This window comes from Methanocorpusculum sp. GPch4 (assembly GCF_012062385.1).
GTDB lineage: Archaea > Halobacteriota > Methanomicrobia > Methanomicrobiales > Methanocorpusculaceae > Methanocorpusculum > Methanocorpusculum parvum.
In genome coordinates, this window is sequence record NZ_SIJA01000087.1 from 30,092 (window position 1) to 52,248 (window position 22,157).

General features: G+C 52.3%; 23 protein-coding genes. 6 read left to right on the forward strand and 17 right to left on the reverse strand.

The features are described 5' to 3' along the window. Positions 1 to 199: 199 nt before the first annotated feature. The 3 genes from EYA77_RS09635 to EYA77_RS09645 are packed head-to-tail and all read right to left on the reverse strand — an operon-like array spanning position 200 to position 3,452. On the reverse strand, positions 200 to 2,398 hold the full coding sequence (locus tag EYA77_RS09635; RefSeq protein WP_095642587.1) for an elongation factor EF-2: 2,199 nt from the start codon (positions 2,396 to 2,398) through the stop codon (positions 200 to 202). 35 nt (positions 2,399 to 2,433) lie between these two features. Next, the gene (locus EYA77_RS09640; protein ID WP_042699588.1) at positions 2,434 to 3,018 is read right to left on the reverse strand and encodes a 30S ribosomal protein S7; all 585 of its coding nucleotides are present in this window, start codon (positions 3,016 to 3,018) and stop codon (positions 2,434 to 2,436) included. Positions 3,019 to 3,023: 5 nt separating this feature from the next. Next, entirely contained in the window at positions 3,024 to 3,452 is a 429-nt protein-coding gene (locus EYA77_RS09645; protein WP_042699591.1) for a 30S ribosomal protein S12, read from the reverse strand. Positions 3,453 to 3,867: 415 nt separating this feature from the next. Between EYA77_RS09645 and EYA77_RS09650 the strand changes: the two genes are divergently transcribed. Genes EYA77_RS09650 through queC form a run of 3 tightly spaced genes read left to right on the forward strand, consistent with a single transcriptional unit; the run spans position 3,868 to position 5,545 of the window. Continuing rightward, positions 3,868 to 4,275: a 6-carboxytetrahydropterin synthase gene (locus tag EYA77_RS09650; RefSeq protein WP_042699594.1), complete on the forward strand. Its 408-nt coding sequence runs from the start codon at positions 3,868 to 3,870 to the stop codon at positions 4,273 to 4,275. Then, positions 4,272 to 4,880, forward strand: a complete 609-nt coding sequence (locus EYA77_RS09655; protein ID WP_042699596.1) for a radical SAM protein — start codon at positions 4,272 to 4,274, stop codon at positions 4,878 to 4,880. Before EYA77_RS09650 ends, EYA77_RS09655 begins: the two co-directional genes overlap by 4 nt. Further along, positions 4,877 to 5,545 (forward strand): 7-cyano-7-deazaguanine synthase QueC, encoded by a 669-nt coding sequence (gene queC / locus EYA77_RS09660; RefSeq protein ID WP_042699598.1) that lies wholly within the window; start codon positions 4,877 to 4,879, stop codon positions 5,543 to 5,545. The genes EYA77_RS09655 and queC overlap by 4 nt, the downstream gene beginning before the upstream one ends. Positions 5,546 to 6,107: 562 nt before the next feature. Here queC and EYA77_RS09665 read toward each other — a convergent pair. From EYA77_RS09665 to EYA77_RS09710, 10 genes are all read right to left on the reverse strand, one after another. Continuing rightward, positions 6,108 to 6,482, reverse strand: coding sequence for a 4Fe-4S binding protein (locus EYA77_RS09665; RefSeq protein WP_042699601.1), 375 nt, complete (start codon positions 6,480 to 6,482; stop codon positions 6,108 to 6,110). Between the two features lie 6 nt (positions 6,483 to 6,488). Continuing rightward, positions 6,489 to 7,571, reverse strand: coding sequence for a nickel-dependent hydrogenase large subunit (locus EYA77_RS09670; protein WP_167816554.1), 1,083 nt, complete (start codon positions 7,569 to 7,571; stop codon positions 6,489 to 6,491). Beyond that, complete coding sequence (locus EYA77_RS09675) at positions 7,568 to 7,945, reverse strand: NADH-quinone oxidoreductase subunit C (protein ID WP_209315050.1); 378 nt, start codon at positions 7,943 to 7,945, stop codon at positions 7,568 to 7,570. The genes EYA77_RS09670 and EYA77_RS09675 overlap by 4 nt, the downstream gene beginning before the upstream one ends. 2 nt (positions 7,946 to 7,947) lie before the next feature. Then, a complete protein-coding gene (locus EYA77_RS09680) occupies positions 7,948 to 8,382 on the reverse strand; it encodes an NADH-quinone oxidoreductase subunit B family protein (RefSeq protein WP_042699607.1) in 435 nt (144 codons plus the stop codon). Then, entirely contained in the window at positions 8,382 to 9,239 is an 858-nt protein-coding gene (locus tag EYA77_RS09685; RefSeq protein WP_306463695.1) for an NADH-quinone oxidoreductase subunit H, read from the reverse strand. The genes EYA77_RS09680 and EYA77_RS09685 overlap by 1 nt, the downstream gene beginning before the upstream one ends. After that, positions 9,239 to 11,185: an NADH-quinone oxidoreductase subunit L gene (locus tag EYA77_RS09690; RefSeq protein WP_167816557.1), complete on the reverse strand. Its 1,947-nt coding sequence runs from the start codon at positions 11,183 to 11,185 to the stop codon at positions 9,239 to 9,241. Before EYA77_RS09690 ends, EYA77_RS09685 begins: the two co-directional genes overlap by 1 nt. A gap of 327 nt (positions 11,186 to 11,512) precedes the next feature. Continuing rightward, positions 11,513 to 11,905: a Zn-ribbon domain-containing OB-fold protein gene (locus EYA77_RS09695; RefSeq protein WP_042699616.1), complete on the reverse strand. Its 393-nt coding sequence runs from the start codon at positions 11,903 to 11,905 to the stop codon at positions 11,513 to 11,515. A 1-nt stretch (position 11,906) separates the two neighbouring features. Further along, positions 11,907 to 13,070, reverse strand: coding sequence for a thiolase domain-containing protein (locus tag EYA77_RS09700; RefSeq protein ID WP_095642593.1), 1,164 nt, complete (start codon positions 13,068 to 13,070; stop codon positions 11,907 to 11,909). Positions 13,071 to 13,078: 8 nt separating this feature from the next. After that, a complete protein-coding gene (locus EYA77_RS09705; protein WP_042699622.1) occupies positions 13,079 to 14,122 on the reverse strand; it encodes a hydroxymethylglutaryl-CoA synthase in 1,044 nt (347 codons plus the stop codon). Beyond that, positions 14,116 to 14,826, reverse strand: coding sequence for a helix-turn-helix domain-containing protein (locus EYA77_RS09710; protein WP_167816558.1), 711 nt, complete (start codon positions 14,824 to 14,826; stop codon positions 14,116 to 14,118). Before EYA77_RS09710 ends, EYA77_RS09705 begins: the two co-directional genes overlap by 7 nt. A 107-nt stretch (positions 14,827 to 14,933) precedes the next feature. On the opposite strand from EYA77_RS09710, the gene EYA77_RS09715 reads away from it, so the two are divergent. Continuing rightward, the gene (locus tag EYA77_RS09715) at positions 14,934 to 15,602 is read left to right on the forward strand and encodes a DUF120 domain-containing protein (protein ID WP_095642594.1); all 669 of its coding nucleotides are present in this window, start codon (positions 14,934 to 14,936) and stop codon (positions 15,600 to 15,602) included. An 80-nt stretch (positions 15,603 to 15,682) separates the two neighbouring features. Here the strand turns inward: EYA77_RS09715 and EYA77_RS09720 are convergent, their stop codons facing one another. Together EYA77_RS09720 and EYA77_RS09725 are read right to left on the reverse strand one after the other, a co-directional pair. Further along, positions 15,683 to 15,874 carry a helix-turn-helix transcriptional regulator gene (locus EYA77_RS09720; RefSeq protein ID WP_042699630.1) on the reverse strand — a complete coding sequence of 64 codons (192 nt, stop codon included), beginning with the start codon at positions 15,872 to 15,874 and terminating at the stop codon, positions 15,683 to 15,685. Next, a complete protein-coding gene (locus tag EYA77_RS09725) occupies positions 15,864 to 16,376 on the reverse strand; it encodes a DUF2178 domain-containing protein (protein WP_095642595.1) in 513 nt (170 codons plus the stop codon). Before EYA77_RS09725 ends, EYA77_RS09720 begins: the two co-directional genes overlap by 11 nt. 488 nt (positions 16,377 to 16,864) lie before the next feature. Here EYA77_RS09725 and EYA77_RS09730 point away from each other — a divergent pair, with 488 nt between their 5' ends. Further along, a complete protein-coding gene (locus EYA77_RS09730; RefSeq protein ID WP_167816559.1) occupies positions 16,865 to 18,703 on the forward strand; it encodes a YgiQ family radical SAM protein in 1,839 nt (612 codons plus the stop codon). Here EYA77_RS09730 and EYA77_RS09735 read toward each other — a convergent pair. Continuing rightward, positions 18,700 to 19,965, reverse strand: coding sequence for a cation:proton antiporter (locus tag EYA77_RS09735; protein ID WP_167816560.1), 1,266 nt, complete (start codon positions 19,963 to 19,965; stop codon positions 18,700 to 18,702). The two genes, EYA77_RS09730 and EYA77_RS09735, sit on opposite strands and share 4 nt — an antisense overlap. A gap of 57 nt (positions 19,966 to 20,022) precedes the next feature. After that, entirely contained in the window at positions 20,023 to 20,640 is a 618-nt protein-coding gene (locus tag EYA77_RS09740) for a DUF2115 domain-containing protein (protein ID WP_167816561.1), read from the reverse strand. A gap of 81 nt (positions 20,641 to 20,721) precedes the next feature. Between EYA77_RS09740 and EYA77_RS09745 the strand changes: the two genes are divergently transcribed. Next, on the forward strand, positions 20,722 to 21,693 hold the full coding sequence (locus EYA77_RS09745; protein ID WP_167816562.1) for a DUF475 domain-containing protein: 972 nt from the start codon (positions 20,722 to 20,724) through the stop codon (positions 21,691 to 21,693). Positions 21,694 to 22,157 lie beyond the last annotated feature (464 nt).

The window sequence follows — 22,157 nt, forward strand, 5'->3', positions numbered from 1 at the left end:
GGTCAAAAAGTAATTGGCCGCGGCAATGGTTTTACATAATGTAATATGAACAAACCAATATGGCAATTATAGTTTACATGCGGCCGATCTGGAGGAGGGGACTGGAGGGAGGGCTGCAATTAAAACAGAAAAAATATTCAGGTTTCACACAGGCATATCGCCCATGTGAAACGGCCAGATGACCCTTGAACGTGAAAAATTAATCGAGGTAATCCTTCGGAGTCGGGATCTGTTCTTTGAGACCCTTTCTCTTTCTGATACCCATAACGATCTCGGAAAGCATTCCCTGGGGAACCGGGGAGAAGCCTGCGAACTCGGTAGACCACATAGCACGGCCTTCGGTTGCTGAACGGATATCGCCCGCGAAACCAAAGAGCTCTGCGACCGGTGCCTCACCGTTAACCACGATCTGGTCACCTTCGGACTCAGTCGTGGACAGCTGACCACGGCGACCCTGGATCTGGGAGATTGCTGCACCCATCTGATCCTGCGGAACAGTGATCTGGATCTTCTGAATCGGTTCAAGGAGTGTGTCGCCGGCCATAAGAAGAGCTGCCTTCATACCACCGCGAACTGCAGGAATGACCTGTCCCGGACCACGGTGGATAGCATCCTCGTGAAGCTTTACATCGTGGAGTTTGATCAGAACATTCTGGACCTGCTCATCAGCAAGCGGTCCGCCGTCGAGTGCCTCGTGAACACCGTCAAGGATCAGTTCCATCGTTTCATTCAGGTACTGGATACCTTTCGTGCAGTCAATGAACATGTTCGAGCCGTAGATATCCTTCACGGACTTGGCCTCATCCTTGTCCATACCAAGTGCTACAAGAGCGTCACGGCGGGCAATGTTTTCCATGTTCATCGAGATCTCGCCCGACTGGATCGCTTTCAGGATGTCTTCCGGCATCGGCTCAACAGACATAAAGAATCTGTTGTGTCTGTTCGGAGACTTACCCTCAACGGTTCCGTCAAGCGGCTTTGCGACCGTCTCACGGTACACAACGATCGGCGGGGAGGTAACGATATCCACACCCTTGTCTCTCTTGATACGGCCGGTAACGACCTCAAGGTGGAGTTCGCCCATACCGGCGATCAGGTGTTCGCCCGTCTCTTCATTGATGTTGATACGGACAGTCGGGTCTTCCTTTCCGACCTGGTGAAGAACTTCGATAAGCTTTGGAAGATCCTTCATGTTCTTTGCTTCGACCGCGACGGTCATAACAGGCTCGGAGTAGTGCTTAAGGGACTCGAACGGCGTCATGTCTTTAAGGGACGTAACGGTCGAACCGACGATCGCATCACTCAGACCGGTCACTGCCGCAATGTTTCCGGCAACGATCTTATCTACCTCAACACGGGTCGGACCCATAAAGATACCAACACCCTGAAGTCTGTTCGGCTTACCAGCTGTCCCGGAGATGAAGACCTCCTGACCGCGGGTAAGGGTTCCGGAGAACAGTCTACCCGTAGCAATCTCTCCTGCGTGCTTGTCAAAGGAGATATCGGTGATCATCATTGCGATCGGACCTTTGGCATCGCATGCATACATTGCCTTTCCGACCGGGGACTCAACATCGCCGTGCCAGATGATGTGGCATCTCTTACCCTGTGCCTGAAGCGGGTTCGGGAGGAAAGTCACGACCATATCGAGAAGTACTGAGTGAAGCGGAGAAGCCTTTGCAAGGTACTTCATATCGCCTTCGTTACACTTGTCGATAACGGTCTGCAGGGAAACACCGGTCGTCTTGATGTAAGGGATCGAAACGGCCCAGTTGTACAGAGCAGAACCAAAAGCGACGTTTCCTTTCATCGGATCGAGTTTCCATCCACCTTTGGTGTAGAGCTCCTCGTTCATGCCTTTGATGAGCTTGTTGACCTTGTCAATGACTTTTCCAAGACGGATCATCATTTCCTGGGGGTTAACTTTCAGCTCGTTGATAAGTCTGTCGACCTTGTTGATGAACAGGACCGGGTGAACACCCTCTTTGAGTGCCTGACGAAGAACGGTCTCCGTCTGGGGCATCGGACCTTCGACTGCGTCGACAACGACGACTGCGCCGTCGACTGCACGCATTGCACGGGTAACATCCCCGCCGAAGTCGACGTGGCCTGGAGTATCGATCATGTTGATAAGATACTCGTGACCGCCGACCATGTGGACCATGGATACGTTTGATGCATCAATGGTGATTCCGCGTGCCTGTTCCTCTTCATCAGAGTCCATCCAGCAGGCTTTTCCGGAGAGTTCCTCGCTGATCATTCCTGCTCCTGAGAGAAGGTTGTCCGAGAGGGTGGTCTTTCCGTGATCAATGTGCGCTACGATACCGATATTACGGATGTGCTCGGGATCATTCATGAGCTCCGTAATTCGTTCTACCATCTTTTTTCCGCGTGACATAAAACACCTTTTTTAAAAAAGAATATATGGGGAAATCACCGTGCGGATTTTGCAATCCGTTCGACTTCTTCCTTCTTTCCAACAGAGAAACACTTTGCGTCTCCCTTTGCTGCCATGATGAGTTCATCGGCAAGCACAAGGTATGCGGGTTTCTTTGTTTTGTGTGAGCCTCTCCAGGTTGCAAGAGCAATGTATCTGAGGGCAGTGTTGACACGGCGGATCGGGGCTGAGTCAACGGACTTTGGAACGTTGATACCGCCGTACTTCAGACGAACGGTCTCCTCACGGGGACCTGCATTTGCTACGGCGTCAACAAGAACCTGAAGCGGGTTCTGCTTGGTTTTCTTGTTGATGACGTCGAATGCGTCCATGACCATCTTGGTACACATCATCTTCTTACCGGTGTTGTATTCCTGCTGCATGAGACGGTTGATCAGTCTTTCGACGATCGCCATTTCACTCTTGGTGAACTGCTGCTGGGTAAGTCTGCCGCAGCTGCTTGGAACTTCGGTAGAGGTGACAGTGACGTAGCGGACCATTCCTGGGTCCTTTACGACAACTTCGCTCATATCCCACTTGTTAAAGAGAAGGATCTTGCTGGTGGCTGCTTCTTCTGTCATACTATTTACCTCCGTGCTTTCTCGGCACGTCCGATGACAAGTTCATTGAGCGAGACGCCGTTGACGCCGCTTACAACGAAACGAACTCCGGGAATATCTCCCATTGAACGACCTGCACGACCGCCGATACCACAAATGGTGACTTCGTCGTGTTCATCAATGAAGTTGATAGCACCGTCGCCGACCGCGAAGGCGGTGACCTGACGGCCGTTTTTGATCAGCTGAACACGGACACATTTTCTGATTGCCGAGTTCGGCTGTTTTGCTTCCACACCGACCTTTTCAAGAACGATTGCGCGTCCGATTGGTGCTCCCTCAAGGGGATCTGCTTTCAGTTTCAGTTTAAGCGCTCTGCGCGAGTAAACCGAGTCGCTCCACCGGAATTTCTTTGCGGTGCGAACGAGTTGTCTTGCTGCGAATTTTCCCTGTCCCATGAAGTTTCCTCATTGGTTTGGATTATATTGTGAATGAACCCGCCCGAATAACGGGGGGGAGGGTTCGACATCCTGCATGCAGGATCCCGAACACCTGCTGACCGACCGTGCCTGACATAGATACGGTCTTCTCAGCGTGTTCCTATACTTATGAGCGGGGAGTGATAATAATAGTAATGGGCGCTCTCTCAGGGATGAAAAAATGCTGGTTTTGAGATAAATTCAGGAATTACCGCCTTTCAATCAGCACATTTATATACCACATTTCAGGAACTCCTTTTCGAGAGTGTGATTTTAAGAACCCTGTCGTGGACTTGATCCAAGCTGGATCAGGACCAAAAAACAGCATCCTCGCGGGAGGGTGAATGGACTCCGAAGAAGAGTATTATGGTCTTGAAGGCAAAACAGTACATCAATGGTTACCCGGATCTATAAAGAAACCCACTTCGATGCATCCCACCGTCTGATGCATTACGAGGGAAAATGTTCCAGACTTCATGGTCACCGCTGGAGCGTTGAGGTCTGGATGGACGGAACGCCGGATGAAAAATCACGGATCCTGCTTGATTACAATATCATCAAAAACATCATCAATGTCTACGACCACCAGGTCGTGTTGAATAAAGACGACCCGATGGTTGAGGCGCTTTCCCGATTCCAGACACCTGTTCTGACGAACGGCGACCCGACAAGCGAACTTCTGGCGGAAGACATCCGCGAGCGGCTGAACACGTTCTGCAAAGAGCATGAACTGAGCGCCAGGGTCGCAAAACTGCGGGTATGGGAGTCGGAAGGCTGCTATGCCGAGGTCTTTGCAGAATGAGAGTTGCGGAAACATTCGTGAGTCTGCAGGGCGAAGGGGAACGGCAGGGTATGCCCTGTTTTTTCCTCAGGCTTTCGGGCTGTAATCTCCGATGCGCCTGGTGCGACACGGAATACTCGTTTGAGAAAGGGACGGACAGAAGCGTGGACGAGGTCGTGAAAGAGATCGCGGATTCCGGTCTTTCCTATGTCTGCGTGACGGGAGGCGAACCCCTTCTCCAGAAGGAGGAGCTGATCCCTCTTCTGGAGATTCTGGGGGCCGCAGATATCCATGTGGATATCGAAACGAACGGCACGATCCCGTTCGACGATGTTTCGGCGTATGCGTCCATTTGTATGGATGTGAAGTGCCCGTCATCCGGGGAGATGAGCGATCTGTCGCTTTTATCGAGCCTCACCGAAAAGGATTGTCTGAAATTCGTTATCGGCGACGAGGCGGATTATCTGTATATGGTGGAGGTTCTCGCCGCCCATAAACCGAAATCCCCGGTCTGTATCACGCCTGTGTTTGGTACAGACACGAAGTGGCTCATTGAAACGATCATTGCTGAACGTCTGCCGGTCAGATTCCAGCTTCAGCTGCATAAAGTGGTGCATGTACAATGAAAAAAGCAGTATGCCTCCTGTCAGGAGGAATGGACTCCACGACTCTTGCCTTTGTTGCAAAGAAGATGGGGTATGATATTCTGGCCCTTCATGTGAATTACGGTCAGAGAACAGAAAAGAAGGAACTTGAATGTGCGAAAAAGATCGCAGAACGCCTGCGTGCAGTCGATTTTGTAGAGATCACACTCGATTACTTCACGAAGTTTGGAGCGAGCAGTCTGACGGATCCAAACATTCCGGTCGAGTCAGGGGTATTGGGAAAAGCCAACCGCCCAAATACGTATGTGCCGTTCAGAAATGGAAATCTGATTTCGATCGCCACGTCGTACTGTGAGTCCCGGGGCGGGGAGGCGATTTTCATCGGTGTTCAGTCGGGCGACCACACGGGGTATCCGGACTGCACGCCGAAGTTCATCGAAGCTATGCAGAGAGTGATCTACATCGGAACACAGACGCCTACACCGATCCAGCTCCTGACCCCGTTCGTATCGATGAATAAGACCAGCATCCTCCGGGAGGGAATACGTCTGTGTGTTCCCTACGAAGACACATGGTCCTGTTATTCGGAGAATGACGAGGCATGCGGGGTATGTTCATCCTGCCTTGCACGGATGAAGGCTTTTGCGGATCTCGGGATGGAAGATCCGATCCCCTACAAAAAATAATTTGTATCATCCGCTCTTTTTTTCTAATAGGAGTTACGCGGTGTGCTCTCAACCGAAAAAACCTGCACTCCTTATGAGATCTACTTCGATTTCGTGTATGGCATTAGTGTGGGTGTATGAGATAAAAGAACCGCGAATCTCCGCGAATTAACGCGAATCGCATTTTCCTTACGTTCGGGTGCTCTGCTTCGGCTGATCGCCTCCGCAGGAATCGCACCCTCTCTTGAAAAATGCTAACGGAAAAACCCGCGTGCGGGTTTTTCTGTTGGTTCATAATATATTGATTTCACAAAAAGAGAAGTTAACAGAGAGAAAAACCGGCACGCCGGTTTTTCCGTTAGCATTTTTCCAGACGGCGTGCGATTCTGCGGAGGCGATCAGCCGGAGCAGAGCACGACGGTGCAAGAAAAATGCGATTCGCGAGGATTCGCGGAGATTCGCGGTTAAAAAATCTCATGTGCCAGCATCCAACCATACCCTTTCCGAATTGAATCCACATAAACACCGCGTAACTCCTATTCTAAGAAAAATTCGTTCGAAAAATAAAAAGAAAAAAAAAGGATTACTCTGCGGTTTCCTTTTTCGGCCGCTCGGGTTTCACATACGTGATCTCGTAGGTCTCAACGCTCCGTTCAGCAGGAGTCGCCGACTTCGCGTATTCCCGTTCCATCGAGAGGGCATCAAACTTACACACATCAACACAGTTCCCGCACATAACGCAGCGGAACCGGTCGAGTGTCCAGATCTTCTCAGCCCGCTGAACGGTGATCGCCTGTGAAGGACACCTTTTCATACACATCATGCATGACGTGCACTTCGCCGGATCGAAAACCAGATGACCCCGGGTCCCCTCGAAGTTCTCCAGAGGCACATACGGGAACATCGTCGTCGCCGGCTTGTTGAGGAACTGTTTCAGGATCGTTTTAAGCATCTTCATGACAGTTCACCTCTCCATACAGCCGATACACGGATCGATCGTCAACACGATCTGTGGAACATCGGCAAGCTCGCAGCCTGCAAGGATCGACACCAGAGGCGGGATATTCGTCAGGGTCGGCGTTCTCACCCGGAACTGTGCAAGATGCTTGGTTCCATTCCCTTTCAGATAATGGATGACCTCGCCCCTCGGCTGCTCGGAGCGGCTGAAGTATTCGCCGTCGGGATTACCCTTCACAGGAGTGAAAACATCTCCTTCCGGCATATCGGTGATCACCCGGCGGATGATCTCCACCGACTGGAACAACTCCTTACATCTGACCGCACAGCGGGCATATCCGTCGCCGCCTTTCTCAACGACCGGTTTGAACCCGATATCGCCGTAGGCGAGATAGCCGGTAGACCGGGCATCCAGATCAAGACCGCTGCCCCGCGCCGTCGGGCCGGCAGCTCCGAGATAATAGGCATCCTCTTTTGAGAGAACGCCTTTGCCGACCAGACGTTTGGTCAGCGTGTAATCATTCAGGAACACGTTCGTAAGATCCTTCATCTCATCCTCGATCTCGTCGAGCCGGTCATCCATATCCGAAAGGAAGGAGTTTGCGACATCACGCCGGACACCGCCTACTTTGCAGACCCCCTGGATCACCCGGCCGCCCGTCGTTGCCTCCATCTCATCAAGGATCGATTCGCGGATCTTCCATGCCTGATAGAACAGGCTCTCGAACCCGAGCGAGTCGGCAAACAAGCCGAGCCACAGAAGGTGACTGTGGAGACGCGAGTACTCGCCCCACATCGTCCTAAGATACGTCGCCCGCTGCGGGACCTGGATACCCATCAGCCCTTCTATCCCCTGGCAAAAGGTCGAGGAGTGTGTGAAACTGCAGATACCGCAGATACGCTCCGCGAGAAACACAAAATCCTGATAATCGCGGCGGTCCACCAGGCTCTCAAGCCCGCGGTGGACATACCCGATCGACGGGATCGCCGAAACGACACGCTCATCCTCCACGACCAGATCCAGATGGATCGGTTCGGGAAGCACAGGGTGCTGGGGTCCGAACGGGATGATCGTCTGTCTGCCGGTCATTCTTTCGCCTCCTTAACGACGGTCACCGTCGGAGCAGGCTGCTCCTTCTTTTTGAACGGATACGGAACGGATGTTTTGATGAACGTTCCGCCGAAATCAAGAGACATCCCTTCAAACGTAAATCCATACAGGTCATGGATCTCGTTTTCATACACGAATGCCCCGCCGTAGGATGACCCGATCGACGGGATCTTCGTCCCTTCAGAAACGGCGATGCGGTAATGCCGGAGATCCGTCTCCTTTTCGAACGAGTAGGTGATATAGTAGCCTTCGTCGGCCGGCGTGCAGGTCATCACAACCAGCCGGTATCCGCCGGTTCGCATATTGCCGGCGGTTTTCTGCACATCAGCAACTTCAATGGAATCGATCTTCATATTCATTTTTTTGCCTCCATAGCTGCCCGTTTTTCTTCCAGAACGCCAAGCGCCTTCACGATTCCCTCAATGAGCGCCTCGGGACGAACGGAACATCCGGGGACATACACGTCCACCGGAATGATCGTATCGACGCCGCCTGAGATATTGTAACACTCACGGAAAACACCGCCGCTCGATGCGCAGATTCCGACCGCGACCACGACCTTCGGTTCAGGGATCTGGTCGTAGATGTTTTTCAGAACCGCTTTGTTCTGTTCATTCACCCCGCCGGTCACCACAAAGATGTCGGCGTGAGCCGGGTTTCCGGTATTGATGATACCAAACCGCTCGACGTCGTAGACTGGAGTCAGGGCGGCGAGTATCTCGATATCGCATCCATTACAGCTGGATGCATTGTAATGGAGAAGCCAGGGGGATTTTGATGCCGAACTCATTATACTATACCTCCAAGGATGCCAAGAACGACAATGTTTCCTACTCCAAAGACGAGAGTGACGATCCACAGACTCTTGACCGTCATCTTCCAGGTCACACGCGGGAAGATATTGTCGATGACGATTTCCAGAAGGAACACGAGAATGATCGCTACTGCGGAAAGTACTGGATACCCGGCAAAGAAGAGGAGGATCATGGAAAGGAAGATCATCATCTCATACCAGTGGGCGATCTCCACCTTGGCAAGACTTCTGCCCGAAAGGGAGGAGGTCACACCTTTGACCAGTTCCTGATGGGCGTGATGGGATGTCGAGATATCAAACGGCGATTTTCTGAGTTTGAGGGTCAAAACAGCGATGAATACTATGAACACACCAGGCAGGTAGATGATTCCCGGCACATCCAGAATGAGCATATGATAGGTATCGAAACTGCCGGTTACCAAGAAGCATCCTGCAGCGAACAGGATCAGGATCGGTTCGAGGATCATGACGCTGAGAAGTTCACGTTCCGCACCGATATGAGCATAGGGAGCGTTAGCCGAATATGCTGCAAGTATCAGGAAGGTGTGGGCGAGCGCGAGCGAGAAGAACACAAACAGCAGATTGCCTCCGGTAGCAAGCATCGCTCCGGAGAATGCGATCAGGACCAGATATGCCGTGGTGAAGATGATCTCCAAAGGATTGGAGAACGCTTTTTCCTTATGCCAGAGTTTGGCCACATCGTAAAACGGCTGAAGAAGCGGCGGACCGACTCTTGACTGGAAACGGGCAGTTAACACGCGGTCGCATCCGGTAAGGAGTCCGCCGAGGATCGGAGCGAGGATCAAAAATAATACTGCCCCTACAATAAACATTATATCCATATCATCACCCCCATAAATCCGAGAACAAGCATCACGATGATCAGAACTCCCGAGATGACCCATGAGGGTTTGAGAAGGGCCTTTTCACCGCAGTACTCTTCAAGATAGTAGTTCGAGGTCTTTGCCTCTTTATAAACGCCGAGAGAACCAAGGAATCTGCCTTCGCTGTCAACAGCGCGGCCTCCAAGATACGGAGCGATCGTCCGTCCCTCCCGGGAACCAAGGAAAGCTCCGATCACGAGGAACAGCAGGATGAAAGCCATAAGACCGAGCATGACCAGGGTATCGAAGTAGAAGAATCCCTTATTGCCCAGATAGAAGTACGGATGGATCCCGTTAAGGTAGGGGATGATCACTCCCGTTATGATCGCCGGGAACCCGAGACAGCATACGATCACCAAAACACCCATAACGATCACCGAGAGCTTCTCGGATATATGGAGGGCGATCTTTTCCGCAGGCGGTCTGTTCATTCTCATGAACAGTTTGCCGAGCCATTTTGTCCAGAAGAAGATGGTAAAGGCACTGCCGAATGCAAGGATCGCGATGAACACGCATCCGAGCGGAGCGGTCAGGAAAGCTTCCAGGGCCGCCCATTTGGAAATGAGCATACCAAAGGGTGCAAGGTACATCCCGGAGATACCGATGACCATCATTGTGGCAAGAAGCGGGAGACGGACCAGAAGTCCGTCCATATCTTCAATGTCCCGGCTCCCGATCTTGTGTTCGACTGCACCGACACAGAGGAAGAGAAGCGCCTTGGCGACCGCATGGAAGATGATCAGGAGGATAGCCGCTTCAATAGCCTCGGCCGTTCCTATTCCGGCACACGCAGTGATAAGACCAAGGTTCGCGATCGTTGAATAGGCGAGAACTTTCTTCGCATTGCTCTGCGAGATCGCGAGGGCCGAGGTCGCAAGGAAGGTGAATGCCCCGATCAGAGCAAGGAAGATCCCCACCCATGTCTGCGAAAACAGCGGGGCGAAGAGCACCAGAAGATACACGCCGGCCTTGACCATCGTGCTGGAATGCAGCAGAGCGGATACCGGGGTCGGGGCGACCATTGCTCCTGTGAGCCAGGTCGAAAACGGCATCTGGGCAGCCTTCGTCAATCCGGCCACCGCGATGAATGCCAGCGGGATCGTCAGAGCGGAGACGTTCGGGAAGGCGAGCAGATCGGTTACCGAGAGCAGATTCACCGGCGTATTGATGCGAAGCAAAAAGAATATCGCAAGGGTGAAACAGATCCCGCCGATCAGATTCATCCACACAGCACGAAACGCATTTTTCACTGCTTCAGGGGTCCGTGAGTATCCTATCAGAAGGAAGGAACACAGCGTTGTGACTTCCCACGCACAAAGTATCCACATAAGATTATTGAACAGAACCAGTCCGAACATCGCCGAGAGGAAGAGGAACATCAAAGCGAAGAAGTAGCGTTTGCGTACCGGAACGCCGATCTGATGATCATGATAATCCTTCATATAGCCCAGAGCATAGACACAGATCAGTGTGCCGATGATGCCGATGATGAGGACCATCACAGCTGAGAGGCCGGTGACCGTGAACGTGGTCATCGCATGAGGGCCGGCAATGCCGAAGAGCTCGAGGATCAGAATAAGGATCAGCTGGACAACCGAAAGAAGAAGCGGAAGTATTTTCCGGTATTTGATCGAAAGGCCCAGAATAACGAGAGCTACACCGATTTCAGCGATGAATAACAGCATCCCGATCCATTCAGTATGTTCGAGGGTCAAAGATACGGGAGCAAGCAATGCTTTCCATGCCAGAAAGACGGATGAGCCGATAATAATGACCGAGGTTATGCCTGCGAGGATATTGCGGACAAGATCCGGTTTGAAGACCGCTAAAAGAACAGCGGCAGAAACAGGGACAAGCAGCAATATCAGTATGGCAATGAGTTCCGGCGGGTACATAGATATCACTTGTTGAAAGTATTGACATTCATCATTATTAATCATTCTAATGAACCCCGGGAGAATACGAGTATTTTTGGCCGGGATGAAAAATGCGGCCGGAAATGATCCGATACATATCAGGGATCCAGGCAGGATCCAAAAAAAGATCCATTTGTCTCTCTATGATAAGAACAAAAAAATACCTGGCTATTCTCCAGATTACTAGAGATTATTGCCGGATAAATTACCGGAATGGGATAGGAATCTCTGAAATCCTGCAGGAAGACATCGCCGGCCGGCAGATACAGCGCGCCCGCAGTAAAAAGCTGAAAAAAAAGAAAAAAATTAGAGATCGGGAACGAACTTCGTTCCGTAATGGATGATCCCGTCCGAACCTTCGCGGTCAAGAACACGGAAGACGGATTTTACCGGCATGCCGATATGGACGTCTTCGGGCTCACAGATGAGGTGCGAGGTGACCCGTGTTCCTTCTTCGAGTTCGATGATCGCGAGAACGTACGGTTTCAGGGCAGAGAACTGATCACTTGCGGCTGAGAGGACCGAGTAGGTCATGACCTTTCCTTTGCCTGAACACTGACAGGGGACGATTTTTCCATCCCTGCGGCAGTGAGGACAGATCGCTCTCGGCGGGAAAAAGACATCGCCGCATACCTCGCATTTCGTTCCCACCAGATTATATCTCTGGGGGATCTCTCTCCAGAATCGTGCTACGGTCATCTCAGGCCCTCCTAAAGATGTGTGATACAACGGTAGCGCCGGTTCCTCCGACATTCTGTGTCATACCAATTTCAGCTCCTTCGACCTGACGTTTGCCGCCCTCGCCGCGAAGCTGCTGGACGACTTCCCAGATCTGTTTGATACCTGTGGCACCGACCGGGTGGCCGCATGCCTTGAGACCTCCGGACGTGTTTACCGGAAGCTTTCCGCCAAGCTGGGTCTCGCCCTGCTCGGTGAACTTGCCGGCTGTTCCCTTCGGAACAAAGCCGAGATCCTCGATCGCACAAAGTTCTGCGATCGTGAAACAGTCGTGAACTTCGACAAAGTCGATGTCCTTTCGTTCGAGTTTTGCCTGCCGGAACGCAGAGTTTCCTGCGGCAACGGTTGCGCCCATCGTGGAAAAGTCAGGACGGTCGTGTAAAGCGATCGTGTCACCGGCCTGGGCTGAGGCAAGGACCTTGATCGGCGTGTCGGTGAACTCCCGTGCTTTTTCAAGCGGGCAGACAACTACGACTGCGGCACCGTCGGAAACGGGTGAGCAGTCGAAGAGTCTAAGCGGGGAGGCGACGAGGGTCGAGTTCATCACGGTCGACTGGGTGATCTCGTTCTGGAAATGGGCGAACGGGTTTCTTGCTCCGTGGAAATGGTTTTTCACCGCGACCTGGGCGAGCTGCTCACGGGTCAGTCCGTACTTGTGCATGTAGTCACATGCGATCATAGCGTAGAGACCGGGGAAGGTCGCTCCTGCAAAACTCTCCCATTCTCTGTCGGCTGCTCCGGCGAGGACATCCGTCGAATCACCGACATCGGTCATCTTCTCGACACCTGCCGCGATGACGACATCAGACATGCCGGAAGAAACGGCCGCTACGGCCTGACGGAAGGCAAGGCCTCCGGACGCACAGGCCGCCTCGACACGGGTAGCCGGGACGTGGAGATCTCCGCCGAGTCCCACGTAATCGGCAACGAGCGCCCCGACGTGTTCCTGACCGACGAATCTGCCGGCTGACATCGACCCGACGAACAATGCGTCGATCTGTTCTCCCGCCACATTTGCATCTTCAAGTGCGGCGATTCCTGCTTCTGTACACAGATCACGGAAAGATGTGTCCCATCTTTCTCCGAACTTCGTCATTCCTGCACCAATTACTGCTACTTCTCTCATGATACACCTCACATCCGGATCTTGCCCTTGTGCCGGGCATAGACGGCATAATCAAGATACTTCTTTGTGGCAAGCATCTGCTCAACGGTCGGACCCTTGGAACGGTCGATCTTATGCAAAATCGCGTCGGTCACGGTGATATCAAAGGCATCGGATCCGGCGCCGCTTCCGTAACTTGTAACAAAGATCCGGTCACCGGGTTTTGCCACATCCAATACGGCCGCTAAACCGAGAGGAACAGCGCCGCTGTAGGTGTTGCCGAGTCTTGGAGCCAGAAGACCGGCCTTGATCTGTTCCTTCGTGAACCCAAGCATCTGTGCTGCTTTCTGCGGGAATTTGGCATTCGGCTGGTGGAAGACTGCATGTGTATAATCGGAAGGTTTCGTTCCGCGAAGCTCCATCATCAGCTTTGCAGCCCCGAGCGTGTGTTTGAAGTATCCGGGATCCCCGGAGAACCGGCCGCCATGCCGCGGATAATCCTCTCCTTCACGACGCCAGAAGTCCGGCGTGTCGGAGGTAAAGGAGCAGGTCTCATTGATGACTGCTATCGGATCATCATTACCGATAACGTATGCCGCGCCTCCGGCAGCCGCCGTATATTCCAGTGCGTCGCCGGGGGCTCCCTGAGCAGTGTCCGCTCCGATCGCGACGGCATACTTCATCATTCCTGACGAAACCAGGCCCATCGCGGTCTGGATGGCGGCCGTTCCTGCTTTACAGGCGAACTCGTAGTCTGCAGCTGTCATAACCGGTGTTGCGCCGATCGCCTCTCCGACCGTGACTGCGGTCGGTTTGACCGCATAGGGGTGTGACTCGGATCCCACATAGACCGCCTTTATGTCGGCAACGTCTACCGGACGCCGGCACAGAGCCGAGCGGGCAGCCTCAACGGAAAATGTGGCTGTGTTCTCATCGTAATCGGGTACGGCTTTTTCTAAAACGCCAAGTCCGCCGGTAATCTCCGCGGCGTTCGCTCCCCATACACGAGCAATCTCTTCGATTTTAATTCTGAAACGGGGGATGTATGCCCCGTAGGTGATTATGCCTACCATTGTGTTTTCCTCAAACGTGTAACGAGATCCTGAACTCCCAGGGGCGTACAGAGAACGGTAATGTGATCTTTTTCTGCGAGCTTTTTGACGAGCGGGCTGACATGTTCCTCATCTATCCCCTGAAGGATTACATACGGGGGTTTGAACGGGGTGACGCGGATCGCGATCATCGGGGATTTTCCGGTCGAAATATCCGTGAAAATCAGAGCGCGTTCCGTACTCCAGCCGTAAATGCGGTTGAACTCATTGGGCGAGAGATTCAGAATGGCATTCGTACTGTTGATAACAGTGTAGCCGAAGATCTGGGAATCAAGCTCCCCGCAGATGAGGGTACATTCAATCAGTTCCGATAATTCCCTGATAGGAATAGAGGTCGCGAAGTCATGAATATCATAAATGACCTCGTCATCATAATCCGAGAACAGGAGTTTGCCATACTTTTTGATGTATGTCCCGCCATTTTCTTCGTCAACATCCAGAAGCGAGTCTACGATTTTCCCAACGACACCGGTTCCCGGACTTTTTCTCCTGCCGCTCTCATAATCACTGATAACGGACGGAGAAACTCCAAGATGGTCTGCGAGTACGCCCGGAGCGATCTGAAAACTTGTACGCCATTTTTTCAGGGCTTTTCCGGGTGAATCGGAGAGGGTGATCTCGCCTGCCATCTTTTCGGCAAGCTGCTGGCGAAGTACCGGCTTCATACTTACCTATATTTCGTTACTTACATAAGAAGTTGGTTGTCGAATTCGTCAATGCGCGAACAACGCCCATACCAACCCATAAATAGTAAGCAATTCAACGATGGGTTATGCATACAATAGATGCAGAAGATGCGGCCTGTCTGAGACGGATCGCCCTGCTTGGCGGATGTAAAGGACCGGTTCGTCTCTCCACGCAGACTCTGGGAGATCAGCTCGGGATCAGCCAGCAGACCGCATCACGCAGACTTCAGTCGCTTGAAAAGGCACAGATGATCTCACGGACCGCCGAGCCGACCGGCCAGTTCGTTCTCGTGACCCGGTCCGGCGAAGAGCATCTCCGGCGGGAATTCTCCGAGTATTCCAAGATATTCGATGTAAAAGATGAACAGTATATCCTCACGGGAACCGTCATCTCCGGAGTGGGCGAGGGAAGATATTACATGTCGATCCCGCATTATCAGGAACAGTTTCAAAAACTCTGCGGATTCACGCCGTATCCGGGGACACTCAATATAAAACTCAATCCCCAGAGCGTGCAGATCAGAAAACGGATGGACTCTCTGGAATGGACGACCGTTCCCGGATTCAAAGATGAACACCGGATGTTCGGCGAGGCACGCTGCATCAGATGCACGATATCTGACATCCCGTGTGCGATCGTTGTGCCCGGACGGACCCATCACCCGGAAGATGTGATCGAGATAATCTCCGGGACCCAGCTCCGTGACACCCTGGGTCTGCAGGAAAACAGCGACGTCAGCGTGGTCATCGGATAAACCACACCCTTTTTTAGCAAATCTTCGTGTTCACACACGGGAAAAGAGGATCGGCTCATCCACCTGACTCTGATCAGGTATCAGTCAAATTGGAATACCTCTTCGACCGTTGTATGAAAATATCTGGCGATCCGAAACGCCAGGTCAAGCGACGGATCATACTTGCCCTTTTCTATCGCAAGGATCGTCTGGCGGGTCACCCCCAGTTCCTTTGCCAGAGCATCCTGCGTCAGATCATGCATCGCCCGGTAGACCTTGATCTTATTCCTCATCTTCACCCCAGACACTGAACTTTTGGGCGTAATAGAATCTGAATCCGACATAAATGAACAGCGCCGAGACGATCAGACCCAACTGCAGTACAGCAAACAGCCCGAGTTCCCAGATCGGGATCATGTCGGGAGGAATGGGAAAATACGGAATGGATTCATACCCGCCTGCAGGGATCATCGGATCTTTCAGACGGCTGTAGGTAAATATATGAAAACCCAGAGGGCCGCTGAACACATAAACGGTCGTCGCAAGATTCACCGTCAGAAAAAGAACGACCGATGCCTTGATCGTTGCCGACGCGGTTTTCATTTCGATGAGAACACTCCGCTCATCCTCATCAAGATCGGTAACGCGTTTTTTGAGAACGAAGAAAATTACCGCGGAAAGGAGTACGGATATTGCGATGATCCACGGACTGGTAAGTTTTACCGAAAGCCAGAATAAAAGAAGCAGCGAGACGGCAATCAAACCGAATATAATATAGAAGGTATTTTTCTTCATCAGATAATCCTACTTTATGGTAATTGAACACTATAAGGATTTGCAAAATAGAAATACCCGCCCGCGTGTGTGTGGGAAGGGGGCGGGCATCCTGGTATGGTTGTATGAGAAAAAATCTGATTCTGCTTTTTTCTGTTGTGGTACTGAAGAACAGGAGAGCGGCATTCACCGGATCCATCCTTCAGCGTACAATCTATTTTACATAATGTAATAAATAGCTTCCGTTTTTTTTCAAATAGCGGGAAGCCCGTCAAAATAAACTAAAAAAACTCCCCGGATCTCTTTTGATGGTGTGGATCGGATCCGGGGTCTGCTGGTGTGTGTGTATGGTTCTATATAGGGAAAATCTGTGTTTTCTGCGTCATGAAGTATCGGTATAACCGATCTTCATTAATTGGTATATAATTCATTTTACTATATATAGATTCTGAACGTGGACATCCCGCGTAAATCTTAATCTCCGTAGAGAGCCCATCATACGGATAAGCATGCCTTCAATCACCACCGGAAACATCGCCGGGCAGCCGCACTATATTCCAATAACAGCTGAGGAGTTAAAAATGACCGGGAAAAACACCCCGGACATCATCCTCGTATCAGCTGACGCCTATGTCGATCATCCGTCATTTGCCGCCGCACTCCTCGGACGAACACTGATCAACGCAGGATTCTCCGTTGCGATAATCAGCCAGCCCGACTGGAAAGACCGGGAAGGGACCGACTTCGCACAATTCGGCAGACCAAACCTCTTCTTCGCCATCCTTCCCGGAGCCGTTGACCCCATGGTCAGCGCCTACACCCCGGCACTCCGCCGCCGGCACGACGATGCGTATTCGCCCGGAGGAAAACCCACCCGCCCGGAAAAAACGACCCTCGTTTACACGAATATCCTGCACCGTCTGTTCAAAGACACCCCGATAATCATCGGAGGGATCGAAGCAAGTCTCAGACGCTTCGCTCATTACGATTACTGGAGCGACACCGTCAAACAGGGGATGCTTGCCGACGCTCCGGCCTCGCTTCTCGTCTACGGCATGGGCGAACTCCAGCTGATCGAGATCGCCTCCCGCCTGAAAAACGGCGAAAGCGCGAAAGACCTGACAGACATCAGAGGCACCTGCTACACGATGAGCATAGCCGCGTTCCGGGAACATCCGCCGGCCGGGACCGTACTTCCGGGATATCCTGACGTAGTGAAAAAGGAGATCTATGCTGAAGCATTCAGGACCCAGTACCTCTCGAAAGACACCCTGATCCAGCCCCACCCAAAGACCGTCATCGTCCAGAACCCGCCTGCAAGGCCGCTTACGACGGAGGAACTCGACATCATTTACGAGCTGCCCTATACCCGAAAACAGCACCCGGCGTATAAGGAACCGATCCCGGCACTTACCCCGATCCAGTTCTCCGTCACCACCCATCGGGGATGTTTCGGCGCCTGCTCGTTTTGCGCCATCACCCATCACCAGGGAAAAGAGATCGTCTCGCGAAGCGAGGCTTCGATCCTCAGGGAAGTAGAAAGGGTCACAAAAATGCCCGAGTTTCGGGGAACCGTCTCGGACCTTGGAGGACCTTCGGCAAACATGTATGCATCCCATTGTGCAAACTGGGAAAAGAACGGCCCGTGCCCCGACAAAAACTGCACGACCTGCCCCTCGCTCAAGTTGGGCACGGAAGAACAGTTATCCCTGCTTAGAAACGTTTCTAAAGTCAGAAAAGTCAAACATGTTTTCATCAGCTCAGGGGTAAGATACGACCTCATCCCCAATACCGAAGACGGGGACAAATACCTGAGAGAGCTGACCGAACACCACATCTCCGGCCACCTCAAAGTCGCCCCCGAACATATCAGCGACCGGGTCACCCGGCTGATGAACAAACCGGGAAAAGCGGCCTTCGATGCATTCTGCAAACGGTTCGATGCTCTGCAGAAGGACAAACCGAGACGTCAGTACCTCGTCCCGTATCTCATGTCGTCCCATCCGGGATGCCGGATAGACGACATGGTCACCCTTGCCCTCTATCTCAGAGAGAAGGGCATGTACACCGAACAGGTCCAGGACTTCACTCCGGTCCCGATGACCCTTTCGACCGCGATGTACTACACCGGACTCGATCCCCTGACCGGCAAAAAAGTCCATGTCCCCCTTGGAGATGAGAAAAGGATCCAGAGAGCCCTTCTTCAGTGGAAGGATCCAAAACAGTATGATTATGTCGTCTCCGGCCTTTTGAAGGCCGGAAGAAGTGACCTGATCGGGGATCTCGTGCCGAACAAAGGTCTGCCCCCGGTGAAAAAATCCGGCAGCTCGAAAAAAAGAAGGGTCTAACTCTCTGCTTCCTGCTCACATACAACGGACTTCGGCTTCTCGCCTCGGAAAAAGAAGCCTTTGTAAACCAGCGGAACGATCACGGTCGTTACAAGAGCTATCACCACGATCGCGATAAACAGCTCGTTTCCTAACTGAAGGAGATGTTCGGCTTCGGCCGGATCTACGGCTTTTGCCGCCATCTCCTCAAAATGATTCAGAGCAATAAGACCGACGATCATCGCGACTTCTCCCCGGGGATTCATCCCAAATCCGATAACAGCCGAGTCCTTCCAGCTCATCCCCATGAGTTTTGCAGGGATACCGCAGCCGATAACTTTCGTGATAACGGCGACGATCGTCAGGATCACGATGAACAGGACCATATCCTGGGTTAGATACCGCAGATCGGCGATGATACCAAGGGACACGAAGAAGATCGCCGCGAAGATGATATACAGATACTCGGCGCCGAGTTTGATGTCCATACTATGTTTCAGACTCACTCTGTTTACGCAGATGCCGGCAAGAAATGCGCCGACGATAGCGGATATCCCCACCATTTCAGCCATCATTGCATAGAAAAAGGCGATCATCATAGCAAAGATGAACACAAACTCCGGGAACTGCCGGGCGATCTTGGTCCCGTCCATTTTGGTAATGAGTTTGGGGATGAACTTGACACCAAGGACTGCAGCGATTATGACGAAGGCAAACGCTTTGATGACCGTCAGGCCGACCGAGACCGGGATCAGTTCTCCGGTCGCCGCAAGATCGACACAGATCGAGAGCACGATCAAACTTAAGATATCGTCGATGACCGCAGCGCCGATGATCGCTTTGGCAAACGGCTGATGGAGTTTGCCCATCTCCCGCAGAACATTGGCGGTGATCGCGATACTGGTCGCAGTCAGAGCGGTTCCGATGAAGATGGCGCTGTAAAAGTCCATGCCGAAGAAAACTGCGGTGATGTACCCCCCGATCCAGGGGACGATGACACCCAAAAGAGCGATAACGATATATTTCCAGTTGGTGATGTCGCGCAGTTCAAACTCAAATCCGATTACAAACAGCAGGATAATAGCGCCAAGACCGGCGAGACTCTGGACGAAATCCGTGTAAGTAATCAGTCCGAGAACACTCGGCCCGACGATCAGACCCACCAGGATCTCGCCGATGACCGCGGACTGGTGTATCCGTGTCGCGAGAAGATATCCTCCCAATGCCACGAATAACAGCAGGCTCATCTGAAATTCGATGGTGGATACGAGTTCTTCCAACATAAGTATCTTGATTTAGGTTGTGCTACTAAAAAGAATTTCTCTTGTATGTCCGCAGTCTCAGTACTCGGGATCCTGTTTTGCCGGACAGTAGTTACACAGCGCCAGGGGAAGGTCCTTTTCCCGGTCGCGGATCGGGCAGTAGACGGTGTCTCCCTCCTGACGGATCCGGAGGCCCCCCGGAAACGGCATGCCGATCGGATGACCGCAGCCTCCTTTTACGAACATGACGTAGGCAAATACCAGACGGTAGAAGAATTTTGCGAGAGGGTGATCCTGGGGAGGCAGGATATTTTCCGAGCGGGCCGCGTCCTGAAAGCAGTGTTCGGGAACAGGCTCCCAGTATTTTTTCCAGAGACCGAGATCCGGAAGCGGACCTGAGCAGACGATCCCGGGCCTGTACTCCTGCATGAATGCATGGTACTGATCGAAGAGGTCCATACAGTACGGTTTGTACAGCCGGCGGTACGGATCCGGGAGTCGATCGACCTCACGTTTCAGATAGCCGCCGATGTACTGCAGATCAAAAACCGTGTAGGCCGATAATGCCCTGCCGATTATTTCTGCGGCCGCCTGATTTGTCTCTGCAGAAAGAAGAGCCGTGACCGTATCTTCAATAAAGGTCCGGGAGGAGGAGGCGGAACGTGAAAAGATGTCCATTGAAAGATTATCATACATTGGCTTCAAATCCTATTAATTTTCTGGGCTGGAAAACAGCACATGTTTATATTCCGGGGAGTCGAATACAGTGTACTTTTCATGGACATATTCTACGCCGTAGTGGTGATCATCGGCCTTGTTGCCTTCGAAACCGTTGCCAGCATAGATAATGCCATCATTAATGCGGATATTTTATCGACGATGAAGGCCTGGGCGCGGCGCTGGTTCCTTACCTGGGGTCTTATCATCGCGGTCTTTGGTGTCCGCGGTATTCTGCCCTGGGCAATTATATGGGCATCGGCTCCCTCGCTTGGTCCGATCGGAGCTCTTACCGCGACTTTTTCCGGCGATGAGGCGGCGGCGCTCGCGATGGAACATAGTGCCCCGTTCCTTCTTCTCGCAGGCGGAGTGTTCATGGTGTTTTTGTTTCTGCACTGGTTTATGGCAGAGCAGAAGAACTGTATCGTGCCCGGAGAACTGGCTTTTTCCAGAACCGGTCCCTGGTTCTATGCGGTGGCCGCACTTATTCTTCTGGCGCTTGTCTACTTCGCCGTACAGATCAATCCGTTCCTCGCCGTCGCGGCGGTCGCGGGTTCGGCAATCTTTTTCGTGATGCAGGGATTCCGTCTGTTTGCGGATGCGAAAACGCTGGAGCTTGAGAAAGGAACGGGCGATCCGGAATCAGCGAGCCATAAATCCCAGATCAGTAAACTGATGCTTCTGGAAGTGATCGATGCGACGTTTTCGATTGACGGGGTCGTCGGCGCATTCGCGTTCACGATGTCGGTCCCTCTGATCCTGATCGGTAACGGTATCGGGGCATTGGTGGTCCGTGAACTGACGATCAGAAATATCGACAGTATCCGAAAATATGCGTATCTGAAAAACGGCGCGATGTACTCGATCCTTTGTCTGGGTCTGATAATGTGCTCGGAAGGATTCGGTCTGGAACTGCCGATCTGGATCGCGCCGATCATTACCGTGACGATCGTTACGACCTTCTTTATTCTTTCTCTGCGCAGGATCCGGAGACATGACTACGGAACCTGCCCGGCGCCGAGAAAAGAGTAACTATTTTTTTGAGGGAGGGGTTAGGCGGGGTTGTGATCCCATCTACCTTCCGAATTGGAGTGAGCATTTCTGCAGGGAATCCGTAGAGAAAAAATAGAAAATTCGCCGGGAGAGGTGGGTTCACCTCTGCCCAGCAAGAAAACTCGCAAATCCAAAGATTTGGTCGCAAGTCTATCGACTTGCTCAGCTAAGACCGGTCCTATGGACCGGTCCGCCTCGGCTGAGGGACCTAAAGGTCCCCGCCACTCGCAAACCTTCGGTTTGCTCAGTTGAGGTCGTCCGCTTTCAGCGTCCAACCCGCAGTCGCAAGTTTCCTTCGAAAACTTGCTCCGCTAAGGGCGAGCCTTGCGGCTCACCCCGCCTCATCTACAAGCTTCCCAAAAAGCATGATGAGAAACCCGAGGAAGAGCATGATGAGCTTCCTAAGGCGGCTGGAGATTCTCATCTCCTGCCCCCGTTAGTTC

What these genes read in the sequence shown, in the direction of transcription:
- EYA77_RS09665 (WP_042699601.1), bottom strand. Translation starts at nt 6,482, where the DNA reads ATGAAGATGCTTAAAACGATCCTGAAACAGTTCCTCAACAAGCCGGCG.
- EYA77_RS09655 (WP_042699596.1), top strand. Translation starts at nt 4,272, where the DNA reads ATGAGAGTTGCGGAAACATTCGTGAGTCTGCAGGGCGAAGGGGAACGG.
- EYA77_RS09710 (WP_167816558.1), bottom strand. Translation starts at nt 14,826, where the DNA reads ATGAAGCCGGTACTTCGCCAGCAGCTTGCCGAAAAGATGGCAGGCGAG.
- EYA77_RS09720 (WP_042699630.1), bottom strand. Translation starts at nt 15,874, where the DNA reads ATGAGGAATAAGATCAAGGTCTACCGGGCGATGCATGATCTGACGCAG.
- EYA77_RS09675 (WP_209315050.1), bottom strand. Translation starts at nt 7,945, where the DNA reads ATGAAGATCGATTCCATTGAAGTTGCTGATGTGCAGAAAACCGCCGGC.
- EYA77_RS09735 (WP_167816560.1), bottom strand. Translation starts at nt 19,965, where the DNA reads ATGTTGGAAGAACTCGTATCCACCATCGAATTTCAGATGAGCCTGCTG.
- EYA77_RS09725 (WP_095642595.1), bottom strand. Translation starts at nt 16,376, where the DNA reads ATGAAGAAAAATACCTTCTATATTATATTCGGTTTGATTGCCGTCTCG.
- EYA77_RS09745 (WP_167816562.1), top strand. Translation starts at nt 20,722, where the DNA reads ATGGACATATTCTACGCCGTAGTGGTGATCATCGGCCTTGTTGCCTTC.
- EYA77_RS09680 (WP_042699607.1), bottom strand. Translation starts at nt 8,382, where the DNA reads ATGAGTTCGGCATCAAAATCCCCCTGGCTTCTCCATTACAATGCATCC.
- EYA77_RS09730 (WP_167816559.1), top strand. Translation starts at nt 16,865, where the DNA reads ATGCCTTCAATCACCACCGGAAACATCGCCGGGCAGCCGCACTATATT.
- EYA77_RS09635 (WP_095642587.1), bottom strand. Translation starts at nt 2,398, where the DNA reads ATGTCACGCGGAAAAAAGATGGTAGAACGAATTACGGAGCTCATGAAT.
- EYA77_RS09685 (WP_306463695.1), bottom strand. Translation starts at nt 9,239, where the DNA reads ATGTTTATTGTAGGGGCAGTATTATTTTTGATCCTCGCTCCGATCCTC.
- EYA77_RS09640 (WP_042699588.1), bottom strand. Translation starts at nt 3,018, where the DNA reads ATGACAGAAGAAGCAGCCACCAGCAAGATCCTTCTCTTTAACAAGTGG.
- EYA77_RS09740 (WP_167816561.1), bottom strand. Translation starts at nt 20,640, where the DNA reads ATGTATGATAATCTTTCAATGGACATCTTTTCACGTTCCGCCTCCTCC.
- EYA77_RS09650 (WP_042699594.1), top strand. Translation starts at nt 3,868, where the DNA reads ATGGTTACCCGGATCTATAAAGAAACCCACTTCGATGCATCCCACCGT.
- EYA77_RS09695 (WP_042699616.1), bottom strand. Translation starts at nt 11,905, where the DNA reads ATGACCGTAGCACGATTCTGGAGAGAGATCCCCCAGAGATATAATCTG.
- EYA77_RS09670 (WP_167816554.1), bottom strand. Translation starts at nt 7,571, where the DNA reads ATGACCGGCAGACAGACGATCATCCCGTTCGGACCCCAGCACCCTGTG.
- EYA77_RS09705 (WP_042699622.1), bottom strand. Translation starts at nt 14,122, where the DNA reads ATGGTAGGCATAATCACCTACGGGGCATACATCCCCCGTTTCAGAATT.
- EYA77_RS09700 (WP_095642593.1), bottom strand. Translation starts at nt 13,070, where the DNA reads ATGAGAGAAGTAGCAGTAATTGGTGCAGGAATGACGAAGTTCGGAGAA.
- EYA77_RS09715 (WP_095642594.1), top strand. Translation starts at nt 14,934, where the DNA reads ATGCATACAATAGATGCAGAAGATGCGGCCTGTCTGAGACGGATCGCC.
- EYA77_RS09645 (WP_042699591.1), bottom strand. Translation starts at nt 3,452, where the DNA reads ATGGGACAGGGAAAATTCGCAGCAAGACAACTCGTTCGCACCGCAAAG.
- queC (WP_042699598.1), top strand. Translation starts at nt 4,877, where the DNA reads ATGAAAAAAGCAGTATGCCTCCTGTCAGGAGGAATGGACTCCACGACT.
- EYA77_RS09690 (WP_167816557.1), bottom strand. Translation starts at nt 11,185, where the DNA reads ATGTACCCGCCGGAACTCATTGCCATACTGATATTGCTGCTTGTCCCT.